The 24,141-nt window shown below is 44.6% G+C and carries 15 protein-coding genes; 10 read left to right on the forward strand and 5 right to left on the reverse strand.

From position 1 onward, the window contains the following. Positions 1–96: 96 nt before the first annotated feature. Complete coding sequence (dacB, locus tag OCV56_RS12935) at positions 97–1,530, forward strand: serine-type D-Ala-D-Ala carboxypeptidase (RefSeq protein ID WP_086712035.1); 1,434 nt, start codon at positions 97–99, stop codon at positions 1,528–1,530. A gap of 110 nt (positions 1,531–1,640) precedes the next feature. Here the strand turns inward: dacB and OCV56_RS12940 are convergent, their stop codons facing one another. Both OCV56_RS12940 and tyrS read right to left on the reverse strand, forming a co-directional pair. Then, positions 1,641–2,486: a magnesium transporter gene (locus OCV56_RS12940; RefSeq protein WP_017068902.1), complete on the reverse strand. Its 846-nt coding sequence runs from the start codon at positions 2,484–2,486 to the stop codon at positions 1,641–1,643. Between the two features lie 403 nt (positions 2,487–2,889). Continuing rightward, entirely contained in the window at positions 2,890–4,077 is a 1,188-nt protein-coding gene (gene tyrS / locus OCV56_RS12945) for a tyrosine--tRNA ligase (RefSeq protein ID WP_017059402.1), read from the reverse strand. Positions 4,078–4,206: 129 nt separating this feature from the next. On the opposite strand from tyrS, the gene OCV56_RS12950 reads away from it, so the two are divergent. After that, positions 4,207–5,496 carry a peptidoglycan DD-metalloendopeptidase family protein gene (locus OCV56_RS12950; RefSeq protein ID WP_086712033.1) on the forward strand — a complete coding sequence of 430 codons (1,290 nt, stop codon included), beginning with the start codon at positions 4,207–4,209 and terminating at the stop codon, positions 5,494–5,496. Between the two features lie 118 nt (positions 5,497–5,614). Beyond that, positions 5,615–6,819 (forward strand): IS3 family transposase gene (locus OCV56_RS12955; protein ID WP_102514112.1). Its coding sequence is split into 2 segments (ribosomal slippage): positions 5,615–6,002 and positions 6,002–6,819, totalling 1,206 coding nucleotides; the frame shifts between segments, so codons are not numbered across the junction. 54 nt (positions 6,820–6,873) lie between these two features. On the opposite strand, the gene OCV56_RS12960 is transcribed toward OCV56_RS12955, so the two are convergent. From OCV56_RS12960 to erpA, 3 genes are all read right to left on the reverse strand, one after another. Further along, positions 6,874–9,963 (reverse strand): efflux RND transporter permease subunit, encoded by a 3,090-nt coding sequence (locus OCV56_RS12960; RefSeq protein WP_086711911.1) that lies wholly within the window; start codon positions 9,961–9,963, stop codon positions 6,874–6,876. A gap of 10 nt (positions 9,964–9,973) precedes the next feature. Beyond that, the gene (locus OCV56_RS12965; RefSeq protein WP_086711913.1) at positions 9,974–11,098 is read right to left on the reverse strand and encodes an efflux RND transporter periplasmic adaptor subunit; all 1,125 of its coding nucleotides are present in this window, start codon (positions 11,096–11,098) and stop codon (positions 9,974–9,976) included. Between the two features lie 375 nt (positions 11,099–11,473). Then, complete coding sequence (gene erpA / locus OCV56_RS12970; protein ID WP_004734539.1) at positions 11,474–11,815, reverse strand: iron-sulfur cluster insertion protein ErpA; 342 nt, start codon at positions 11,813–11,815, stop codon at positions 11,474–11,476. A 296-nt stretch (positions 11,816–12,111) separates the two neighbouring features. Here erpA and hemL point away from each other — a divergent pair, with 296 nt between their 5' ends. The 7 genes from hemL to OCV56_RS13005 all read left to right on the forward strand — a co-directional run bounded on the left by hemL (position 12,112) and on the right by OCV56_RS13005 (position 24,141). After that, positions 12,112–13,407 (forward strand): glutamate-1-semialdehyde 2,1-aminomutase, encoded by a 1,296-nt coding sequence (gene hemL, locus OCV56_RS12975; protein WP_086711915.1) that lies wholly within the window; start codon positions 12,112–12,114, stop codon positions 13,405–13,407. Positions 13,408–13,750: 343 nt separating this feature from the next. Continuing rightward, entirely contained in the window at positions 13,751–14,836 is a 1,086-nt protein-coding gene (locus OCV56_RS12980; RefSeq protein WP_086711917.1) for an AI-2E family transporter, read from the forward strand. Between the two features lie 110 nt (positions 14,837–14,946). After that, complete coding sequence (rsmC, locus tag OCV56_RS12985; RefSeq protein ID WP_086711919.1) at positions 14,947–15,969, forward strand: 16S rRNA (guanine(1207)-N(2))-methyltransferase RsmC; 1,023 nt, start codon at positions 14,947–14,949, stop codon at positions 15,967–15,969. Positions 15,970–16,185: 216 nt separating this feature from the next. Then, positions 16,186–19,575: a response regulator gene (locus tag OCV56_RS12990; protein ID WP_086711921.1), complete on the forward strand. Its 3,390-nt coding sequence runs from the start codon at positions 16,186–16,188 to the stop codon at positions 19,573–19,575. Positions 19,576–20,274: 699 nt separating this feature from the next. Beyond that, complete coding sequence (locus OCV56_RS12995; protein ID WP_060982640.1) at positions 20,275–21,957, forward strand: ABC transporter substrate-binding protein; 1,683 nt, start codon at positions 20,275–20,277, stop codon at positions 21,955–21,957. Positions 21,958–22,126: 169 nt separating this feature from the next. Next, positions 22,127–23,113, forward strand: a complete 987-nt coding sequence (locus OCV56_RS13000) for an ABC transporter permease (protein ID WP_017633262.1) — start codon at positions 22,127–22,129, stop codon at positions 23,111–23,113. Between the two features lie 2 nt (positions 23,114–23,115). Then, the gene (locus tag OCV56_RS13005) at positions 23,116–24,141 is read left to right on the forward strand and encodes an ABC transporter permease (protein ID WP_060982641.1); all 1,026 of its coding nucleotides are present in this window, start codon (positions 23,116–23,118) and stop codon (positions 24,139–24,141) included.

Raw genomic sequence — 24,141 nt, forward strand, 5'->3', positions numbered from 1 at the left:
GATTAATTAGTTAATTGAGAATCAAAACGCCCGCTATCTAGCGGGCGTTTTTTATATCTGTATACTGAAAAAATCAGCCATCCAAGAAAATCTTCTATGCGCCTTCTACCTGCCCTACTTCTATGTAGTTTTTCCATTAGCGTTTTCTCGATTAACGCTTTCGCATACGCCCCTTTAGATAAACTGCCCGATGGCAGTAGCACAAGTTTAATCTTAGAGTCTCTGAGTGGCAGTTCAAATGAAATGAATACCAACAGTGATGGCTTTTATCCACCAGCCAGCACGTTAAAACTGGTTACGGCTTTAGCGGCTAAATTGGAGTTGGGGGACAACTTTCATTACACGACCAGCATTGCCCGTTCGAATAAGGATGCTGTGATCTCATTTAGCGGAGATCCAACACTACAACGAGAACACCTAAAAAGCCTTTTAGCTCAATACGCTAAGTCGCAACCTAAAACCATCGAAGGTAACTTGTATCTCGATAACTCAACTTTTACTGGCTATCAACGAGCCGTTGGTTGGCCTTGGGATATTTTAGGCGTTTGTTACAGCGCGCCTTCAAGTACAATGACTTTAGACAACAACTGCGCACAAGCCTCTATTTATACAAAAGATAACGGCAGTACTCGGGTCTATATTCCTGCCCATTATCCGATAGACGTGACAACCTCTGCAGCCACGGTAACTCGCTCTGGGCAGAAGGCCACACAATGCGACTTAGAGCTAATCACCACCCCAGACAACACGTACAAGCTCTCTGGTTGCTTAGTTGAGCGTAAGAAACCGCTACCGCTCAAGTTTGCGATTCAAAATCCAGAGCTTTATACCTACCAAGTTGTGACATCGCTTCTTAAAGAGCTGAAAATCCAAATTAAAGGGGATGTAATTGTTGGTAAAAAAGCTAAAGCAGACAAAACGACATTAGTGGCTAGCCATTACTCAGCAAAACTTCCTGAACTGCTCGATACCATGCTCAAGAAATCAGACAACCTGATCGCAGACAACCTAACTAAAACCTTGGGTGCAACGTTTTATGTGCAACCGGGCAGCTTCAATAACGGCACTGAAGCAATAAAACAGATACTGTTGAGCAAGGCGAATATCGACCTCAACAAAGCTCAGCTCGTTGATGGTTCAGGGTTATCTAGAAACAACCGAATGAGATCACAGACCATGGCTAAAGTGCTTCACTACATCTGGGAAAATGACTCACAGCTCAACCTAATTGAAGCCATGCCGAAATCGGGTATGAATGGGACGCTTAAATACCGCCAAAGTATGAGGAAGGCGCCAATTCAAGGCAACATCATAGCCAAGAGTGGTTCTTTGTACGGAACGTACAATATGGCGGGATATGGTTTAGACGAGTCAGGGAAGCCAAGCTCTCTGTTCGTGCAATTTGTTCGTGATTACTTCCCTGAAGAGCTAGATCCAGACAAACCAGTAGAGGCACCAATCACGCAGTTTGAGCGTGCTTTCTACAAAGGTGTGGTCGAGTTTAGTCAAACGCAGAACAAACCTCAGTAGCGGCTAGCTTCTTGTTAGCGGTCAATTAAAAAATGAAAAATGGCGCTGAAGATCTTAAATCTTCAGCGCCATTTTTGTTTCTAAGGTGTTTTTAGTTATTTTTATAGAAGCTAAGCGATACCGAGGAATGAATTCACTACAGTGAAATAGATCCACATCCCTGAGATGTCGACTATAGAAGCAAGTACTGGACTCACTAACACCGCAGGATCAAGCTTGAATAACCTAGCAACGATCGGCAACCCACCGCCGAGCACCGTGGATATTGTCACCTGAATAAACAGTGCTACGGCAATCGCAAGGGCAATCATGTTGATGTCATAACCGCCTGTCGATTGGTTTTCGCTAAACAGCAAAATACGACCAATCATCACTACGGCAATCGCAAGTGCTAAGCAAATAGCAACTCTAAACTCTTTCCATAGAACGTTGGCCCATTGGCGCTTCTTCAACTCGCCAGTGGCCAAGGCTCTAATCACCAAAGTCGCAGCTTGCGTTCCTGTGTTACCACCCGCAGCAGCGATTACTGGCATATAAATCGCCAGAAGCACCAGTTGGCTAAGGATATCTTCATACTGAGCAATAATAAGCCCAGAGACAATACCTAGCAGTGCTAATGCAATAATCCAACCGATGCGCTGTCTAACGTGGCTCATTACTCCAGTAGAAAGATAGCCCTGCTGAGGTTCAACCTCTGAATAGATCAGCCCTAGTTGGTGAGCTAGATGTCGAGAGCGCTTCTCAAAACCCTGCTCTTCTAGCTCACTAAGTAAAGTCTGAATCGTACTAAGAGAGCATTGCCCCAGTACTAACACCGCATCTTCAAGTGGCATACGGTTCAAAAGGTTAATTTGTTGTTCACGTCCGTACTGTTGAAAAGCATTAGATACAGCTTGGATGTCTTGCTCTGAGTACAGAGCTTCAATAGATAAAAAAGTGTTGTTCATTACCGTCATGGCGAATCTCCCGATTGGCAAAGGTAACGACCATCAAAACAAATAGCCTATAGCTAGTACACCAAGAGCATATAACTCGTATATCAAGAGCGTATAGCTAAGCGCACCAAGAGCTTAAAGCGCTAATGTGTCTACTTGTTAGAATCTAGAGTGTGGAAAAGAATGAGGGGGAAAAACAAAGATACCCTACCTGAACGGCAGGACAATAGATCAATACCGAGACAGATTATTCTTCTCCATTCAAACTAGGAGGATGGTCGGTATTGTTCATAAAAATCTCCAGAATTACTGTCAATATGACAGCGCGCATAGTGTAGCAATGCACGTTCAAAAACTTCGTCAACTTTGTGTCAATAAAAAAGGCATCCGTGGATGCCTTTTGTTAAATTATTGATGTACGTTATTACTTAATGGTAATACGAGCAAACTTACGTTTACCAACTTGGTAAACTGCAGTACCTGCTTCAGGTACGAATTTGCTGTCTTCAATCTTCTCGCCTTCAAGCTTAGCCGCGCCTTGCTTGATCATACGCATCGCATCAGAAGTAGAGTTTACAAGACCTGCTTCTTTTAGAACGTTCGCAATAGGTAGGCCAGCTTCGAATTCGAATTCAGGCATTTCATCTGGCACTTGGTTCTTAGCAAAACGGTTAACGAACTCTTGCTCAGCGGCTTCAGCATCGGCTTCACTGTGGAAACGAGCAATGATCTCTTTAGCCAGTAGAACTTTAACGTCACGCGGGTTCTTACCTGCATCAACGCCAGCTTTCAGTTCCGCAACTTCTTCAAGAGGACGGAAAGACAGTAGCTCGTAGTAGCTCCACATTAGATCGTCAGAGATAGACATGATCTTACCAAACATCTCGCTTGGTGCTTCGCTAATACCGATGTAGTTATGCGCAGACTTAGACATCTTCTTAACGCCGTCTAGACCAACAAGCAGTGGCATCATTAGTACCGCTTGTGGTTTTTGACCAGCTGCTTTTTGCAGTTCACGACCCATTAGAAGGTTGAACTTCTGGTCAGTACCGCCAAGCTCAACATCGCTCTCTAGTGCAACAGAGTCGTGACCTTGAAGAAGTGGGTACATAAATTCGTGGATTGCGATCGGTTGACCACCAGCATAACGCTTTTTAAAGTCATCACGCTCAAGCATACGAGCAACAGTTTGGTTAGAAGCAAGACGAATCATGCCTTCTGCACCAAGCTCAGATAACCACTCAGAGTTGAAACGAATTTGTGTTTTCGCAGGATCTAGAATCTTGAAGACTTGCTCTTTGTACGTTTCAGCATTCTTCAGTACGTCTTCACGGCTTAGCGGTGGACGTGTTGAGTTTTTACCTGATGGGTCACCAACCATTGCAGTGAAATCACCGATAAGGAATGTCACTTCATGACCAAGCTCTTGGAAAGCACGAAGCTTGTTAAAGATAACCGTATGGCCTAGGTGGATATCTGGAGCCGTTGGATCGGCACCCAGTTTAATGCGTAAAGGACGACCTTCTTTTAGTTTCGCAATCAGTTCGTCTTCTGGAATCAGTTCTTCTACGCCACGTTTGATCTCGGCTAGTGCAGCTTCAATACTCGCCATTCTTGTTCACTCCCACAGATTTGGCAAAAATATAATAGTTAGACATCTTACTTGAATAGCGATGTATTTTGAAACCAGTTACACTATTCCGTCGTCGATTTTCATAATATTTACAGAACGAACCGGAACATGTTGTCTATTTTTGCACGCCTTCCTATTTTGCACCGGGCTTTTATCGCATTTTTTAGTGCCATAATTTTCGTCGCGATTTTCTTACTCCCCGACGTCAACAGTTTGCGTGACGATTCGGGTGCTTTAGTTGTGGGAAAACATTACCCACTGACTATCAATGCATCTGCGCTTATTAGCTCAGGTGACGCACCACCGACGGCAGTACTCAATTGGGAGAAATATACGGTTCGCTCGGGTGAAAGCACCTCTGTTTTATTCGAACGTATTGGCCTTTCATACCGCCTGCTGATCACACTACTCAATACCAATAATGATATTAAGAAGCAGCTGTCTAACCTAAGACCTGGTGATGTATTGCAATTCGGTTTTGATGAAAACAACGACCTTATTCAGTTAAAACGACAACTTAGTGCGTTTGAAAGTTTCAAGATCACTAAGTCTGGTGATTCGTTTACCTCTAGTATCGACAAGAAAGAAGTGGCTTACCAATACAATTATGCCGAAGCCAACATCACCTCTAATTTCTGGAACGCTGGCGTTAGCGCAGGTTTAACCGCAAACCAAATTATGGAACTAGCGGGTATCTTCGGTTGGGATATCGACTTTGCGTTAGATATTCGTAAGAACGACAGCTTCAAAATCTTATACCAAGAAAAAGTAGTTGAAGGCGAAGTGATTGGTCGCGGCAAGATCATGGCGGCAGTATTCAAAAACCAAGGTGATTCATTTACCGCGGTATTAGATGACAAGAGCGGCAACTACTTTGATGAGAATGGTCGAGCAATGAAGAAGGCCTTCCTACGCTCTCCGATCGATTTCCGTCGCGTGACATCGAACTTTAACCCTCGCAGAAAACACCCAGTAACCGGTAAGGTCCGTGCTCACCGTGGCACTGACTATGCGGCTCCGGTTGGTACTCCTATCTGGGCAGCCGGGGATGGTATCGTTCAGAAGTCGGGGTACAACCAATTCAATGGTAACTATGTGTTCATCCGCCACAGTAACACTTACATTACTAAGTACCTGCACATGAAGCGACGTATGGTGAAAACAGGCCAACGAGTCAAACAAGGCCAAACCATTGGTACTTTGGGTGGTACAGGTCGTGTGACTGGTCCGCACTTGCACTACGAATTCTTGGTTAATGGCGTTCACAAGAATGCACGTACCGTGAAGTTGCCGCAATCTAAGTCGTTAACCGGTAAAGCAAAAGCTACTTTTATTGCGAATTCAGAGATTCGATTGAAGAACCTTGAGCGATATGGTCAGTTACTAGCGACTAATTAGATTAAAAGTCTAATCACGATAAACCATAAAAAGAGCGCCCATCAAGGCGCTCTTTTTATTTTCGTTGTACCGTCCTAAATATGGTTGACACATTTCCAACATGAAATTGGAGAGTGTCATGAAAACAACAAGTAGACGTACTCAACGAGATTATTCTCTTGCCTTTAAATTGGCAGTCGTAAGCCAAGTTGAAAAAGGCGAAATGACTTATAAGCAAGCTCAAGAACGTTATGGGATCCAAGGTCGCTCTACCGTTTTAGTTTGGCTTCGCAAACATGGTCAACTAGATTGGTCTAAAGGAATAGAACAATCGAGAGCGTTAGGAGCGACTATGTCAAACTCTTCCTCAACTCAAACCCCAGAGCAACGAATCAAAGAACTCGAGCAGCAATTAGAAGAAACTCAGCTCAAAGCTGAGTTCTTTGAAGCGGTTGTAAAAGTCATGGATCGAGATTTCGGAGTCCGAATCTCAAAGAAGCGCAAGGCCGAGTTATTAAGGAAAAAACGGTCAGAAAGTTGACCGTTACTAAAGCTTGTCACTTCATAGGTATTACAAGACAAGCTTTCTACAAACGCTGTGTTGCCGAAATTCATCAGACAAAGAAAGATGAATCTGTACTCGGTTTTGTGAAGGAGCAAAGGATGATGCACCCTCGTATAGGGACTCGTAAGATCAAGTATTTACTTGCTCAGAACGATATTGAAATCGGGCGAGACCGCTTATTCTCTCTGCTAAGAATGAATCGATTATTAGTACAGAATCGAAGGGCTTACCATCGAACCACAAACAGTAATCATCGCTTTTACTGCCATCCAAATCGAATCAAAGAAGGCTTAATACCGGAAGGACCAGAGCAATTATGGGTTGCCGATATTACTTATCTAGCAACGCGGCGTGGTAGTACGTATCTCAGTTTAGTGACGGACGCTTACTCAAGAAAAATCGTGGGCTATCACATAAGTGATGATATGAAAGCTCGCACGGTCAAGCAGGCCTTTTTAAACGCGTTGAAAGAGCGGAAGAATACAGGTGAGCTTGTCCATCACTCAGATCGAGGTGTTCAGTACTGCTCTGTTGAATACCAAGAGTTGCATCGACAGTATGGTGTATCTTGCTCAATGACTGATGGCTATGACTGTTATCAGAATGCGTTGGCAGAGAGGATCAACGGAATACTGAAGATGGAGTATCTGTTGAATAAACCTAATGATTTAGATGAAGCAAAGAAAATGGTCGCTGAATCAGTAAAAATCTATAATGAATATAGGCCTCACACGGCTCTAAAATACAAAACGCCCGATGAAATACATCGAGCGTTTTAGTCAATCAAGTGTCAACCCATATCAGGACGGGTCACGTTGAATCCGAATGTTCTGTTATTTTTCAGGTTTCTTTTCTCGACCTAACATTAATAGACATGGCGTCAGCACCAAGGTCAGTACCGTAGCAAACGCCAAACCTCCAGCAATTGCAGTAGCTAGCTGTGACCACCATTGCGTACTCGGCGCGCCAAACTCTATCTTTTGATTAATCAAGTCGATGTTCATCTCTAACACCATCGGCATCAACCCTAAAATGGTGGTGACGGTAGTCAGCATTACCGGCCTTAAACGCTGAACACCGGTTCTTAGAATCGCATCTCGCTTATCCAAGCCTCTTTTGATTAGCTGGTTATAGGTATCGATCAGCACGATATTGTTGTTCACCACAATTCCAGCTAACGCAATCACCCCGATACCAGACATCACAATACCAAACGGACGCTGGAAGATAAGCAAACCAACAAACACACCAACCGTTGAGAACAACACGGCACTCAGAATCAAGAACGCTTGATAGAAACTGTTGAACTGAGTTATCAGAATCAAAGCCATGACCGCTAGTGCCACCATGAATGCACTTTGTAAGAAGGCTGACGAATTTTCTTGTTCTTCATTCTGACCACGGATACGGAACTCAACGCTACTCGGTAGTCCCAATTCACTCAGCGCTTGCTCGATCTTTGGCAGTTCTAACGCAAGGTTATAGCCTTCTTCCATATCGGCCATGATGTTCACCACACGCTTTCCATCGAGGCGCTTAATCGTGTCCTGTTTATGGTCGGGAACAATCTGGGCAAAGTTGGTAATAGGTACTAAACCTGCTGGCGTTTTCACTCTCAGTTGGTCAAAGCGTCCGATATCTCTCTTGTCATTTGGATAACGTACCAAGATGTCGACCTCTTCTGATGAATCATCAGGCAGGTAATCACCGATCTTTAGTCCATTAGTCACAAACTGAACGGTATTACCAACTAAAGTCGCGTCTGCTGAAAAACGTGCTGCATCATCACGGCGAATATCCACCTTCCAATCGATGCCGTCTTTGCTTGCAGTGTCGCTGATATTAGTCAGCGCTTGATTACCATCCGCCCAACTTCTTACGATCTTTGCCGCCTGATTGAGTTGCTCTGGCGTTCTTGCCGACAGCTCAATCACTAAGTCATTTTCAACTGGAGGCCCAGCATCGGGAAACTTATATTCAATCTCGACACCCGCGTATTGATCCGTTTTCACCTTTAACTCATCAATGATCTCTTTGACGCTGCGACGATATTGCCAATCGACAGGAGTAATTGATATCAAGCCAATCTGGTCATCGCCACCTGTACGTGTATAAACGGTATCGAACTCATCATGATTCAGCATCACCTGCTCAATATCGCGCATGATGGCATCTTTCTCTTGAATTGAAAGGTCTCCATGCGAGCGAACTTTGACGTTAAAGAATGGCGGATCAACTTCGGGGAAGAATTCAGCCCCGAGACCTGCTTTGGAGTAAGTAAACCCAACCGCAACAGCGAGTAGTATCGCACTACAAAGAATCTTAAAGGGGTGCTTAATCGCAATCGATAGCGTGTGGTAATACGCCTTGGTTAAGCCTGTCGCCTGTGAGAAATCACCATTATGCAAAGCCACCATTCGAGCTTGGCTCTGAGACGAGACGTATTGCGGTTTGCCAATCAAGCCGCCTAATACAGGTACAAATAACAGCGCCATAATCAATGATGCGGTTAAGGTCGCGATCAATGTTAATGGCAGGAACTTCATGAATTCGCCCGTCACATCCGGCCAAAACAGTAACGGAGCAAATGCCGCCAACGTTGTTGCAGTAGATGCTGTTATCGGCCATGCCATACGCTTAGCTGCATCTCGATAAGCCGCTTTACGCCCTTCGCCTTCTTGCATTCGCCTGTCGGCAAATTCGGTAACCACAATCGCACCATCTACCAGCATCCCGACCGCCATAATCAGTGAAAACAGCACCACGATGTTAACGGTTAAGCCGAATACAGACAGAACCAATAACCCCGTGAGGAATGATCCAGGAATTGAGATGCCAACCAATAGCGCGGTACGCACACCAAGAATCGCGATAATCACAATCACGACTAGAATAATGGCGGATAGAATATTGTTTTGCAGATCATTAAGCATGATCTTCACATCTTTAGATTCATCCCAAGTGTATTTGACCAATAGGTTATTTGGCCATTCAGCTTGCTGTTGAGCACCAGCCATTACCGCTTTCACCAGCTCAACCGTCTCGATAATATTCTCACCTGCACGCTTCTTGATATCCAAGACCACCGCAGATTTACCATCTAAACGTGCAAAGCTCTCTGGGTCTCTAAATGCTCGGCGCACTGTCGCCACATCACCAAAAGTAACGACCTGTTTTCCATCCACTTTGATAGGTAACTCAAGTACATCTTTTAAAGAGTTAAACACCGAAGGAACTTTGACCGAGAAGCGACCATAGCCCGTATCGACAAAACCAGCGGCAACCACTCGGTTATTCAAAGCGATCAAGTTGTAAATATCCGCTTGATCTAGGCTGTAGCTCTCCATCAACAGAGGATCAACAATGATTTCAACGATGTCATCACGATCGCCTGCAATATCGACCTCTAAAATTTGGCGGTAACTTTCTAGCTTATCTCCCAGCTCTCGGGCAATTTGTACGATAGTACGCTCAGGGACAGTACCGAATAGCACAACCGATAGTACAGGTTGCTCCGAAGCGAGTGTTACCTCATTCACGGTCGGCTCATCACTGTCTTCTGGCAGTTTTGGTTTAGCCAGATCAACCGCGTCACGTACGTCGGCCATTGCCTTTATGAGATCGACTCCAACGTTAAACTCCAACACCACAGAGGCATGCCCTTCAGCTGCAGTTGCTGTCATCTCTTTTATGCCCTCAATCGACCTTAATTCTTGCTCGATAGGTCGAACCAACAGACGCTCAGCATCAGTTGGTGAGATCCCTTGATGGCCGACTGAAACGTAGATAATCGGGATGGTAATATCAGGGCTCGACTCCTTGGGTATTGTGATATAAGTAACGATACCTGCGACCAGAATAAGCGCCAGAAGAGAAAGCATTGTTCGAGCACGAGACAAGGCTGCATCAATAATTGAATACATCGGTTATCTCCTACTCAGTTGTTGCGTGTGAGAGTTCAGCACCTTGCTCAACCGCAATCACCGAATCACCATCACGCACAAACCCTTGTCCTACAGTGATGATATTGACCTGTTGACCTAAACCCGTGAGCCACACACCATCTTGTTCTGCCTTCACTAACTGAATGCCGACAAATTTCACGATGGGTGAGTCATCGACTGAAACCAATGTTTTGACCCCAAGGTTACCCGCCTCATCCAATGCCAACATCGCAGGTGTGACTTTGATAGCATCCCTTGTTTCGAGATTTAGTTTCACTTCAGCGCTGACACCTGCAGGTAATAGGCCGTCAGAGTTATCGATTTCAATCTCGATTGGGAAAGTATTGGTTGAGGCCGAAGAAATTCGAGACACATAGCGCAAACGCCCTTCTACCTCTTCTCTTCCTAGCAAACGGACCAAAGCAGACTGATTAACTAGCAAGTGTTGGATATGGCGCTCACTCACATCCGCTTCGATGACCAGAGGGTCGAGATCAATCACGCCTGCTACTGGATCGCCAACGCCAACGAAATCACCAAGCTCAACCATTAAATCTTGAACCACACCTGAAAAAGGCGAGGTAATCACAGTATTGTTTAAAGCCAACTCCGCATTGCGCATCATGGCTTTCGCTTCAGTTAAGGATGCCTCTGCTGTGGTGTAGGCGATCTCACCTTGCAGACCTCTTTTCTTCAGTGACTGCGCCGCTTTGAACTCCTTCTGCTTCAAACGATATAACGCCGATGCTCGCTCCAACTGGATCTCTAAATCGCCTTTATCTATCTGAGCAATAGCCTGTCCTGCTTTGACGGTATCGCCTTTTACAACGTTCAATCTAACGACCTTACCTGCGACTTCCGCCCCTAATCGCGCATGTCGATCCGGTGCTGTTCGACCGTATAAATCAATGGTTTTAAAGGTAGGTGATGAGGTAAATGTTTGAAAGGAGACCTTGGCCAACGGAATTTCTGTCGTTTTTTTCTCTGGCGATTCTTCAGCTTGCCCCACTCCTAGGCCAAGCCAGATAGACAACAACATCACTAAAATCAGAGACACCAACCACGGCTGTTTAAGTTTCTGAAAAAGTAGTGAGTTAGAAAATAGAGTGGGCATAACAAATCCTTTTGTCCGATGTAATTCAAACCCGCTAGGTGGCTTAATACTTGATGTGCAACTTCCTTATGCACAGAGGTAACCTTAACAGACCCATCTCTAACGAAGTTGGACGCTATCGACAGTTTAAAAAATATGCCGTGTACTAAAAGTGACAAAATAGAAGGTTGGAATGGTTTTAAAAGCAATGACTTAATATGTCTTAGCAATTTTGAAGCTGCGTGAAAAACAACAGCCTTGCTCAGAACCGAGCTTTGTTATGAAGAGAAATTTGGGGAATATAAAAACAAAAACGCCGAACATAAGTTCGGCGTTTACAACCTTCTGGTGTAGCTTTCAGCTAAAGCTGTCTTTTAACTCTAGCTATCTTTCAATCTATACGCTGAATGATGCGCCACAGCCACATGTTGTTGTAGCATTCGGGTTGTTCACAAAGAAACGTGCGCCTTCTAGGCCTTCTGTGTAATCAACCATGCCGCCCATTAGGTATTGTAGGCTCATTGGGTCAACAACTAGCGTTACACCGCTGTTTACAATCGTAGTGTCGCCATCATTTACTTTTTCATCAAATGTGAAGCCGTATTGGAAACCACTACAACCACCACCTGTAATGTATACACGCAGTTTTAGTTCTGGGTTTTCTTCTTCAGCGATTAGCGTTTGTACGCGGGTAGCTGCTGCATCAGAAAAAGACAATGGGATATTTACTTCGCTCACGACAACCTCTCTTACCTGTGTCAAAAACAACATGATACAAATCTAATTCGAGACCATAGTTGTTGAGTATTTTCTTATATTCTGCTGATTATCCAATACCTGACTGAAACGTTCAAGTATTCACCACCGGATCGCCTCTTTTAGTGCAGTAAAGTAGTCAATATCGAGCAATTAAAACGTGTAACCACACAAAACAACCAGATTCGGGCGATTATATCAGCGAAAGCATTCCTAGTTGGATTATGGATAGGTACAATGCGTGCCAATTGGTCCGACAGTCAAAAGAGGATATATCAATGACCAAATCAGCAGAGCTGTACGAAAAAGCACAGCAAACTATTCCTGGTGGCGTAAACTCTCCAGTTCGTGCATTCAATGGCGTAGGTGGTTCTCCAATCTTCGTTGAACGCGCTGATGGCCCACTTATTTTTGATGCTGATGGTAAAGCGTATATCGATTACGTTGGCTCTTGGGGTCCAATGATCCTTGGTCACAACCACGCTGTCATTCGTGATGCTGTTATTGCAGCAGCTCAACGTGGCCTTAGCTTCGGCGCACCAACCGAAACTGAAATCAAAATGGCTGAACTAGTATCTGAGATGGTTCCATCAATGGAACAGCTACGTATGGTGAGCTCAGGAACTGAAGCAACAATGAGTGCGATTCGTCTAGCTCGTGGCTTCACTGGCCGTGACAAAATTCTTAAGTTTGAAGGCTGCTACCATGGCCACGCAGACAGCCTACTTGTAAAAGCAGGTTCTGGCGCACTGACTTTAGGTCAACCAAGTTCTCCAGGCGTACCGGCTGATTTCGCAAAACACACGCTTACTGCAACCTTCAACAACCTAGATTCAGTACGTGAACTGTTCGCGGCAAACAAAGGCGAGATCTCGTGTATCATCGTTGAGCCAGTAGCGGGCAACATGAACTGTATCCCACCAGTAGAAGGCTTCCACGAAGGTCTACGTGAAATCTGTGACCAAGAAGGCGCATTGCTAATCTTTGATGAAGTAATGACAGGTTTCCGCGTTGCTGAAGGCTGTGCGCAGGCTTACTACAACATCAAGCCAGACCTAACGTGTCTTGGTAAAGTTATCGGCGGCGGTATGCCAGTAGGTGCTTTCGGTGGTCGTAAAGAAGTGATGCAATACATCGCACCAACTGGTCCAGTTTACCAAGCTGGTACACTTTCAGGTAACCCTGTTGCAATGGCTGCTGGCTACGCATGTTTGAACCTTCTAAGAGAAGAAGGCAATGAAAAACGTCTAGCTTCAAAAACTAAGCAGTTAGCAAATGGCTTCAAGCAACTTGCTGACAAGCACGGCATCCCAATGCTAGTACACCAAGTTGGCGGTATGTTTGGTTTCTTCTTCACAGACCAAGAAACGGTGACGTGCTACGAAGATGTAACTAAGTGTGATGTAGAACGCTTTAAGCGCTTCTTCCACCTGATGTTAGAGCACGGTGTTTACCTTGCACCTTCAGCATTCGAAGCAAGCTTTACTTCTCTTGCTCATGGTTCAAAAGAACTTGATGCAACACTAGAAGCTGCTGACCGCTCACTTGCGATCATTGCTGCTGAGAGCAAATAATCGAAAGCACTTTATAAGTCGCTAACCGATTGAATTTAGGGCTGTATTAGATGCAGCCCTTTTTAATACATCGCGATCACTAGCCATAAATATGACAGCTTGTTTACCTTTCAATTAAGGCTAAAACTGAACCAAAAGCGCCTAACGTTCCCAAAAAAGAAAAACCAACAACATCAAGGTTCCAAGGAACATTCTGAACCAAGGGATCTCTTTTTTTGTTTGCTGTTCTTCATCTTGGCATTTCTTATCTTTATTACAGCATCCCATTATCAAAACTCCTCATTGCTAACTCTCTGTTTTGCAGCCATTATAAACTCAGAACGCAAATATAGAGACCATTACCGTGTCAGAAAAAATCAAAATCAATTCCAGCCACTGGGTGATCATCATTGCCCTGCTTGCGGCGGCTTATGCTTGTTACCTGCTTATAGAACCATACGTTAACTCGATTGTGATGGCCTTTATCATTTCACTTTTAATGTTCCCGATCCATGAGTGGCTTGAAAAGAAGATACCGAATAAAGAAAACGTGGTCTCCCTGCTTTCTTGTGTCATCTTAACCTTTATTATCGTTATCCCTTTATTGGCGGTGTTTGCAGCTATTGTGCAGCAAGGTTCTCTGTTCTCTCAGAACACCTACCAGTGGGTAACACACGGCGGCATTCAAACACTGTTCGAACACCCTTTGGTCGTGAAAGCCCTGTCGTTCGTGAACAACTACCTGCCTTTTGACAATATTGAACCTCAAGCGATCGCACAGAAGGTCGGTGAATTCGCGACAAGCTTTGGCTCGAAACTTGTCGGTATCAGTGCAAAAATCCTTGGCGATGCGACCAACTTCTTGATGGACTTCTTCTTGATGTTGTTTGTTCTGTTCTTCTTGTTAAGAGATCACGATAAAATCATCAGTGTGGTTCGTCATATTCTTCCGCTATCTCGCAGCCAAGAAGACAAACTCCTCACTGAGATTGAGCAAGTTTCTAAATCAGCAGTAATGGGCTCATTCTTAACAGCAATCGCACAAGGTATTGCGGGGGGTTTAGGTATGTGGATTGCAGGTTTCCCAGGGCTATTCTGGGGCACCATGATGGGCTTTGCCTCTTTCATCCCTGTTGTCGGTACAGCACTAATCTGGATCCCAGCCGCAACCTACTTGTTCCTAACCGGTGATACTACGTGGGCAATTTTCCTAACGGTTTACTGTGTGGCGATCGTTGGTTCAATTGATAACCTTCTGCGTCCGCTTCTAATGCAAGGCAGCGCCGGCATGAACACCCTAATGATTTTCTTCTCACTACTGGGTGGTATTCAACTGTTTGGCTTGATTGGCCTTATCTACGGCCCACTGATTTTTGCGATTACTATCGTCCTATTCAACATCTACGATGAAGAATTTAAGGACTTTTTAAACCAGCAAGACAAGAGTTAACCAACTCCTAGGTAACTTGCTAACCGAACGAGTATTAAACACTTCAAGCTTTGGGCGGATTATGCGAAAATCCGCCCTCATTTTTTGCTAACGATTCAATAGAGTGTCCTATGTCAGCTTATATTGCCCCAAGCCAGATTGCTCAACGCCAACTTGCCTACTTTGAAGGCAAACATGTTTTAGTTGCCGGTGAGGCTGAAGACTTGTTCCCTGTTGAATTAGCGAAGCATTGTGAATCAGTATCTGTGTTCACCTCTAATTATAGCTACTACCGTCAATTAGAAGGTTACGGCTCCATTCAGCGTTTTTACGGCGCTGAGTTTACAGAAGAGACCCAAGCTGATTTAGTGATGCTCTACTGGCCAAAAGCCAAAGCGGAAGCTGAGTATTTGTTGGCAATGCTATTCGCCAAGCTAGGTAAAGATACTGAAATAGTAGTGGTTGGTGAAAACCGCTCTGGCGTCAAAAGCATCGAGAAGATGTTTGCGGCTTACGGCAAAGTCGTAAAATACGATTCAGCGCGTCGTTGTTCTTTCTATTGGGGTCAATGCTTCGAACAGCCACAAGCTTTCAACTTACAAGACTGGTTTAAAACCTACACGGTTAACATTGGTGAGCAGTCACTTACTGTGAAAAGCCTTCCTGGCGTATTCAGCCACGGTGAATTCGATGTAGGAAGTCAACTTCTACTGGATACTTTACCTAAACTAAAAGGCAAAGTACTGGACTTCGGTTGCGGTGCAGGCGTGTTAGGCGCTGTAATGGCATCTCGTAACCCTGATATCGAGCTAGAAATGTGCGACATCAGTGCATTTGCAGTTGCATCAAGCCAAGCCACACTCGAAGCGAATGGTTTAACAGGTAAAGTCTTCGCGTCAGATGTCTATTCTGATACTGCCCAAGACTACCAATTCATCATCAGTAATCCACCATTCCACTCAGGTTTAGACACCAGCTACAGCGCGACTGAAACCTTACTCGCGCAGGCACCTAAACATTTAAAGCGCTCTGGTGAGATGATTATTGTCGCAAACAGTTTCTTAAAATACATTCCAATTATTGAGCGAGCGTTTGGAAAATGCGCGACTCTAAATAAGACCACCAAATTCGCGATCTACCACGCAAGTAAGTAACCTCTCTAGCACAGCGCAGGGTCATTATCTGCGCTGTCTGTTCATATTTTTATCAAAACTCTATAAAAGTGAGCTTTTGCACACGCTTTAAATACCACTTACTTGTCAAAGTAAAAAAACTCGTTAATTTCGTTAAATTGGAAACCATTAATTCTATTCTCTGTACTTGTTTTCGCCCCTTTTAGCAGTACATCAAAGGAAAGTAGTACCCAATTTATGTTTAGATTTTATCGTAAGCAGAAGTTTAAGCGCCTTCAAAATACCCTAATGCTGGCATTTCTTGTCCTCAGTATTACCCCAGTGACACTTATCGCGATATTTTTCCTTCAATCGCACAGTCAGGACCTTCAGGAACAAAGCACCTCACACCTTGTTTCGGTTCGTGATACTAAGCAGCAGCAAATTGTCGATTACCTACAGGCACAAGAATCTCAAGTTATGGGCTTTGTTCGTTCTGAACTAGCCAATGCCAGTGGTGGCCGATTCTATGGATTAATCAATGCCTTCCAGCGATTGGGTTTAGACATTGACGAGGCACGCAGTAATGCGCAGCAACGCTACATTCAAGGATCGGGCGACCAAATCAAAACATCGATTCTTCCTGAGTCGAGTAGCTACATTGGCAGTGAGCGTTATCGCCTATTGCACAAGCGCTACCATAACGCCTACCTAGAGCTGCTTAAACGCTCCGATTTTGACGATATTCTATTGGTTGATATCAACGGTAACGTTGCTTACTCCGTCTTTAAAAATGACGATTACGGCACTAACTTGCTGACAGGAAAATACAAAGATTCAAACCTAGGCGTGACCTTCCAACGACTCGCTAAAGATGTCACCGACCGACGTAAATCTAATGAAGATTACACGCCTGTTATTGTGTCGGATTTTAAAGACGAGAACGGTAAACAAACCGCATGGCTAGGTGCACCTATCGTGCAGCAGGGCTATCTACACAGTTACGCGATGTTCAGACTGCCGATCAACGGCATCACCAAACTGATTGCCGATCTAAACAAGAGTTCTAACATTCAAACCTTACTGGTAGGTAGTGACCACTTACCTCGTAGCCTTGCGCACTCTCAAGAGTCGATTAACTTAAGCCTAGACGTAGTTGATAAAGCACTTGCGGGCGAAACAGCCGTAGGCACATTTGATAACACTCTAGATCAGGCGATCATTGCGGCCTATACACCAATTGAACTTAAGTACGCGACTTGGGCTCTCGTTGTCGAGCTTCCTGAAAAAGAGGCATTTGCCCGTATTCATCAACTAGAAAAGATCTTCGTGATCGTGATGCTGACGGCGATCATTCTGGTTGTTGTCGCATCGCATTACCTCTCTAACTTCATCACCTCACCGCTACTCAAGCTCACGTGGGCAGCCGAGAAAGTTTCTGCAGGTGATCTTGATGAGACGATGATCAATACAGAACGTAAAGATGAAATCGGTCGTTTGGCGGTCAGCTTTGAACGAATGCAACGCTCCATTCGTGAAAAGATGCAACTTATCAAAAGCCAAAATGATGAGCTTGAAGACAACCTCAAGACCATTAAAAAGCAAAACGAAGATTTGCAGTTGGCTAACAAACTCAAAGATGAATTCTTAGCAACCACTTCTCACGAATTGAGAACACCACTGCATGGCATGGTTGGTATTGCTGAAGCGTTGATATCAGGAGCGAATGGTCCTATTCCTGCTAATCAGAAGTATCAGTTGGATATCATCATCAATAGTGGTCAGAGATTGGCGACCTTGGTTGATGATCTGCTTGATTATCACAAGATGCGCTATGGCAGCTTGGACATTAAGAAGTCAGCCGTTGATTTGTCTGCAGCCACCAGCTTGGTCCTAGAGTTGTCTCATCACCTGCTGGGCAATAAGCCAATCCGTATTATTAACCAAGTGCCAAGTGATTTAGGGCTCGTGTCATCGGATCCTCAACGACTTGAGCAGGTGATGTATAACTTGGTTGGCAATGCCATCAAGTACACCTCGGAAGGTAAAATTGTTATCTCTGCTAGCGTTATCGACGACAACATTCGTGTCCAAGTGGTTGACACAGGCCAAGGCATACCGGCCGAGTACCTTGAACATATCTTTGAACCATTGATTCAAGCAGGCCAAGATGCCAGTAACTATCGCCAAGGTGCAGGCCTTGGTTTATCGATCAGTCGCCAATTAATTGAATTAATGGGTGGTTCGCTGTATGTAAGTAGCCAGCCAATGCTTGGCACTACGTTTAGCTTTACCCTGCCCCTAGCTACTCAAGATGAGTTAGACAATTACAACGAATCAGGTCACTACTCACATTTCCAAGCGCCTGACTTGATAGATAACAACCAACAAGAAAACAGCGCTATCAGTGAGAACCCTGACGGTCCGTTACTGGTTATCGCCGATGATGAGCCCGTTAACCTGCGAGTACTTGACAGCTTCTTGAAGTTAGAAGGTTATCGAGTACGTACTGCGTGTGACGGCCCTGAAACCATCGAGTTGATTGAAAAAGAGAAACCGGAACTACTGCTGCTCGATATTATGATGCCGGGCATGAGCGGTTACCAAGTGTGTGAGGCACTGCGTAAGCAATATGACCATGCTCAATTACCGATCATAATGCTAACGGCACTCAACCAAGCAGAGGATCGTGTGCGCGGCTTCGAAGCTGGTGCCAATGACTACTTATCCAAACCGTTCAACAAACAAGAACTGGCGGCCCGAATTACAGCGCATCTATCAGCAAGTAAAGCAGAGCAAAGACGCCTTGAAAACGACCAATTGCAACTTGAGCTCAAACATCGAGCCATGGTTGAAGCTAATCTGTTGGAAACTCAAGGACGATTGCTAGAACAGTTAGAATCGGCACCAGAGGCCATTATCTGTATTCGTGATGACCAACGAATTCGCTTTGCTAACGAAGCGGCGGCGAAACTCTTTAGGCGCGGACAAGAGCAACTAAAACGCTCAATGGCCGACGAGATTATTGCACCTAAATACCTCAAGGTAGAACAGGCGCATTATTGTGGTGATATTGATATCTATATAGACGACACACGTCAGCGCATACCGAGTGATATTCTTAAGCTGCCTGAAGGCTCTGGGCTTGACACCATGTACATCTTCAATGTTGGCGGCGGCATAAACTCAAACCGCATCAATAACCTTGAAACTGCAGTTGAGGCGCTCTCAAGCTATGCATTTGAAGGCGACAAGGATAAGTTACAACAGCTTAAGGAACTTGGTGGTGAATTTACTCGCCTTGCTGACAAAGCAACCGGTGAAGGTAAAAACAAACAAGAGTTGATGCGTGAGGTGCTGGTAGACGCGATGACTAATGCCATCATCTATTGGGAATCGGTTACGGGTGAAACTAAGTTCGCGTTCGCCGAGAAGAGTGGTTTGTGGCGTGTCTATTTAGACCGCAGTACGCTGCAAACTCGAACGCTAGACAAATACCTACGCGTAGAAACCCTACCAAAAACACCGCGCTGGCGAACGGTATTGAGTTCTATCGAATTCATACTTGAGCACTGTAAAGAACAAACACCAGAAAGGACGCATATTGAGATGCTAAGGGATAAACTGCAGAAACTACTGACCAGTTAAACCTGAACCAATACCTCCTTATTAGCCCACCTAGCGTGGGCTTTTTTGTGGATACCGCTCGTAACCAAAGCACGATAACATCCATTCAAACACACTTCTTTCACGGTATTAAACAAGCGAAATGACACGTTACTCAAGCTTAAACAATCACCAGTTCAATCGCTATTTTGAGCCTTGTTCTTGGCTGAGTTTCACATTCTTCCGACTATTTGTTGTAGTTTGAGAAGCGAGTCACAACAGAACGGCAGATTTAATTTTCTAGGGAAATTTAACGTAAAACTGGCTAGTGACCGAGATCTACAATTATACCAAGACTGGCGAGGGTATTATGATACAAAGCTTTTAAGGTTAGTACTCACTCACAATTAATAAGGACCACAAAACCAAATGCGAGTCACATCACCTTAACAATTGCGCACAAAAAACCACCAAGACAACCTATTTTGACGTTAATGACGTGGGGTTATCTGTTTTTAACGTTTTTGACGGGAAACGAGTTTGATTAATTCATCGATAAGGTGTTTTCTTACTCCTGCCAAAGGCCTACAGGCCACTCTTACCACTTCTCAGAATCAACGATGAATCTGGAGCAACGAAGAAGAGGTAGGCCTTTAACCAGAGTGTGTATCTACTAAACAATTTAGCGACAGATAACATTCAATCCATTAGTGAAATGAAAGCAAATAGTAAGGAACAGCTATGCTTGCCAATATAAAAAAAACAGCAATAGCAACAGCAATTATTGCAACTGCTACAACAGGTTTTGCATCAGTAGCAACAGCTGCAGAACGCAGTGAACTGACCGTTCACCCGAAAGAGTACACTACATTCGTACGTAACTTTAACCCGTACCTTGGTGCTACTAACCTACATACTACAACTGACTTTATGTATGAGCCGCTAGTAGTATTCAACGAAATGCACGGTAACACTCCAGTGTTCCGTCTAGCAGAAAACTTCAAGATGTCAGATGATCTGATGAGCGTTGTTTTCGACATTCGTAAGGGTGTTAAATGGTCTGATGGAGAAACTTTCTCTGCTGATGATGTTGTTTTTTCTTTCAACCTAGTAAAAGAGAAGCCAGAGCTTGACCAATCTGGTATCAACTCTTGGGTAACTTCTGTAGAAAAACTGAACGACAACCAAGTTAAGTTTACCCTAACAGAAGCAAACTCAAACGTACCTTACGAGATTGCTAAAGTACCTGTAGTACCTAAGCACATCTGGAAAGACGTTAAAGATCCATCAACGTTTACCAATGAAAACCCAGTAGGTTCTGGTCCATTTACAGAAATCGATACGTTTACAGCGCAATTATACATTCAGTGTGCAAACCCGAACTACTGGGATGCAGACAACCTAGATGTTGACTGTCTACGTGTTCCACAAATTGCGAACAACGACCAATTCCTAGGTAAAGTTGTAAACAGTGAAATGGACTGGACGTCTTCTTTCGTTCCAGATATCGACCGTACATACGCAGCAGCTAGCCCTAAACACCACTACTGGTACCCGCCAGCAGGTACACAGGCATTCATCGTTAACTTCAAGCACCCAGATGCTGCGAAGCATGAAGCATTGAGCAACGTTGACTTCCGTCGTGCTTTCTCTATGGCTCTTGACCGCCAAACCATCATCGACATCGCATTCTACGGTGGCGGTACTGTGAACGATTTCGCATCGGGTCTTGGCTACGCATTTGAAGCTTGGTCTGATGAAAAGACTCATAACAAGTACAAAGGCTTCAACACTTACAACGCTGAAGGCGCGAAGAAGCTTCTTGCTGACGCTGGCTTCAAAGATGTGAACAAAGATGGTTTTGTTGACACTCCATCTGGCAAGTCTTTCGAGCTAATGATTCAATCGCCAAACGGCTGGACTGACTTCAACAACACAGTTCAACTAGCGGTTGAACAGCTAAACGAAATCGGTATTAAAGCGAAAGCTCGTACGCCTGACTTCTCTGTTTACAACCAAGCAATGCTTGAAGGTACATACGACGTAGCATACACAAACTACTTCCACGGTGCGGATCCATACACGTACTGGAACAGTGCTTACAACTCATCACTGCAATCTGGTGATGGTATGCCTCGTTTCGCAATGCACTTCTACAAAAACGACAAGCTAGATGGTCTTCTAAACAGCTTCTACAAAACAGCTGATAAGAACGAACAGCTAGATATTGCACACGGTATTCAGCAAATCATCGCTGCAGACCAAGTGACAATTCCTGTGATGTCTGGTGCTTACATGTACCAATACAACACAACTCGCTTCACTGGTTGGTGGAACGAAGAAAATCCAAAAGGCCGTCCAAACATTTGGGCTGGTATTCCAGAGCGTCTACTTCATGTACTGGACCTAAAACCAGTTAAATAAGTAATCGTTCAATCCTTGCGGCGTAATCTCTTACGCCGCTTATAAAAATCCCCACACTCTCAATTGAAAGTATGGCGCTAGTCGTCAGGGGATTTTTCGTTCCAAATTTCGCTAGGAGCGACCTGAATCCAGAAACAGGGAAACAATCTGGGTGAGTAAGGTGTGAGTTATGGGTTATTTTTTAAGACGTTTGTCATTTTATTTTGTCGCGCTATTAGTTGCTGCGACGTTAAACTTTATTATTCCAAGAGCAATGCCTGGTGACCCAGTTACCATGATGTTTGCGAACGCTTCTGTACAAGTTACTCCAGAGCGTATTGCTGCAATGAAAGAACTATTAGGCTTCGTTGATGGCGGCTTACTGGTTCAATACGTAGCGTACATGAAGAACATTCTTAGCTGGGAACTTGGTACTTCAATTCAATTCTACCCACTTTCTGTAAACACACTGTTGGGTGGAGCATTCGGTTGGTCGCTTTTCTTAGCTGGCACCGCAGTTATTCTTTCTTTCTCGATTGGTTCAATCCTAGGTATTTTCGCAGCGTGGAAACGCGGCAGTAAATACGATGCCTTCGTAACGCCAGGGATGCTGATTCTACAAGCCGTTCCTCAAGTGGTTATCGCGATGATTGCACTATTTACCTTTGCAATTGGCTTGAAGTGGTTCCCAACAGGTTATGCCTATACCGCAGGTACTATGCCTGACTGGACAAGCTGGGCATTCATTAAAGATGTCGCTTACCACGCCTTCTTACCACTGTTCTGTGCTTCTGTTGTTCAAATTGGTGGCTTCCTAGTAAACATGCGTAACAACATGATCAACCTACTAGCAGAAGACTACATCACGATGGCAAAAGGCAAAGGCCTGAGCGAAAACCGAGTGGTTTTCAACTACGCAGCTCGTAACGCAATGCTACCAAGTGTAACCGCACTTTCAATGTCTCTAGGTATGGCAATCGGTGGTCAGTTAATTATCGAAATCATCTTTAACTACCCAGGTCTTGGCAGTGTACTTTTCAACGCAATTAACGCTCGTGACTACCAAGTACTGCAAGGTCAACTGCTTATCATGACGCTATTCATGCTGTTCTTTAACCTAGTTGCAGACATGCTTTACGTTGTTCTTGACCCTCGTCTTCGTAAGGGTGGTAAATAATCATGAAAGACTTTCTAAAACTCATTTGGCGTAACCCGATGGCCCTAACAGGCGTCATCATCCTAAGTATTTTTATTCTTGGTGCTATTGCGGCTCCATTGATCACCAAACATGTACCAGACAAACGTACAGGTAACCCACACGAATACCCTGGCTTCGTCGTTAAGTCTGCACAAACGAACCCTGACGGCTGGGTTGCTCAAAACCTAGCAGACGACCGTCGCACACTTATCATGTCTAAGAAGGCAGACCATGTACTGGGGACAACTCGTATGGGTCGTGACGTTTGGTCACAAGTGGTATACGGCGCACGTGTATCTCTGGCTGTAGGTTTTGGTGCGGGCCTTACCGTATGTTTACTCGCAACTGTTATTGGTGTTTCTGCAGGTTACTTCGGTGGCCGTGTCGATGACGTTCTAACAGCCGCAATGAACATCATGCTGGTAATCCCTCAATACCCATTACTGTTCGTAGTAGCAGCCTTTATCGGTGAGGCAGGGCCACTCACCATAACCTTGGTTATCGGCTTTATGTCCTGGGCTTGGGGAGCCCGTGTTGTTCGCTCCCAGACCTTAGCACTGCGTGAAAAAGAGTTTGTAAAAGCCGCTGAAGTTTTGGGTGAATCTTCATTCCGCATCATCTTCGTAGAGATTCTGCCAAACCTTATCTCTATCGTTGGCGCAAGCTTCATCGGTTCGGTGATGTACGCAATCATGATGGAAGCAACCATCTCGTTCTTAGGTCTTGGTGACCCGAACACAATCAGCTGGGGCATCATGCTTTACAACGTTCAAACCTCTTCATCAATGCTTATTGGCGCTTGGTGGGAACTGTTGGCTCCTTGTATCGCACTGACACTACTTGTAACTGGTCTTGCTTTGCTTAACTTCGCTGTCGATGAAATTGCCAACCCGCAACTGCGTTCTCATAAAGGCATGAAGCGTTGGAAGAAACTAGCAGCACAAGACAAACAAGAACGTGAACCAGAACTACCACCACAAAATGCACTTTGGAGCGGAGATAAATAA

The organism is Vibrio gigantis (assembly GCF_024347515.1).
GTDB classification, from domain to species: domain Bacteria; phylum Pseudomonadota; class Gammaproteobacteria; order Enterobacterales; family Vibrionaceae; genus Vibrio; species Vibrio gigantis.

Bases quoted from the DNA above. Each gene is read 5' to 3' on its own strand.
- OCV56_RS12990 (WP_086711921.1), top strand. From the start codon at position 16,186: ATGTTTAGATTTTATCGTAAGCAGAAGTTTAAGCGCCTTCAAAATACC.
- OCV56_RS13005 (WP_060982641.1), top strand. From the start codon at position 23,116: ATGAAAGACTTTCTAAAACTCATTTGGCGTAACCCGATGGCCCTAACA.
- rsmC (WP_086711919.1), top strand. From the start codon at position 14,947: ATGTCAGCTTATATTGCCCCAAGCCAGATTGCTCAACGCCAACTTGCC.
- OCV56_RS12965 (WP_086711913.1), bottom strand. From the start codon at position 11,098: ATGCCCACTCTATTTTCTAACTCACTACTTTTTCAGAAACTTAAACAG.
- tyrS (WP_017059402.1), bottom strand. From the start codon at position 4,077: ATGGCGAGTATTGAAGCTGCACTAGCCGAGATCAAACGTGGCGTAGAA.
- OCV56_RS12960 (WP_086711911.1), bottom strand. From the start codon at position 9,963: ATGTATTCAATTATTGATGCAGCCTTGTCTCGTGCTCGAACAATGCTT.
- dacB (WP_086712035.1), top strand. From the start codon at position 97: ATGCGCCTTCTACCTGCCCTACTTCTATGTAGTTTTTCCATTAGCGTT.
- OCV56_RS13000 (WP_017633262.1), top strand. From the start codon at position 22,127: ATGGGTTATTTTTTAAGACGTTTGTCATTTTATTTTGTCGCGCTATTA.
- OCV56_RS12940 (WP_017068902.1), bottom strand. From the start codon at position 2,486: ATGACGGTAATGAACAACACTTTTTTATCTATTGAAGCTCTGTACTCA.
- OCV56_RS12995 (WP_060982640.1), top strand. From the start codon at position 20,275: ATGCTTGCCAATATAAAAAAAACAGCAATAGCAACAGCAATTATTGCA.
- OCV56_RS12950 (WP_086712033.1), top strand. From the start codon at position 4,207: ATGTTGTCTATTTTTGCACGCCTTCCTATTTTGCACCGGGCTTTTATC.
- hemL (WP_086711915.1), top strand. From the start codon at position 12,112: ATGACCAAATCAGCAGAGCTGTACGAAAAAGCACAGCAAACTATTCCT.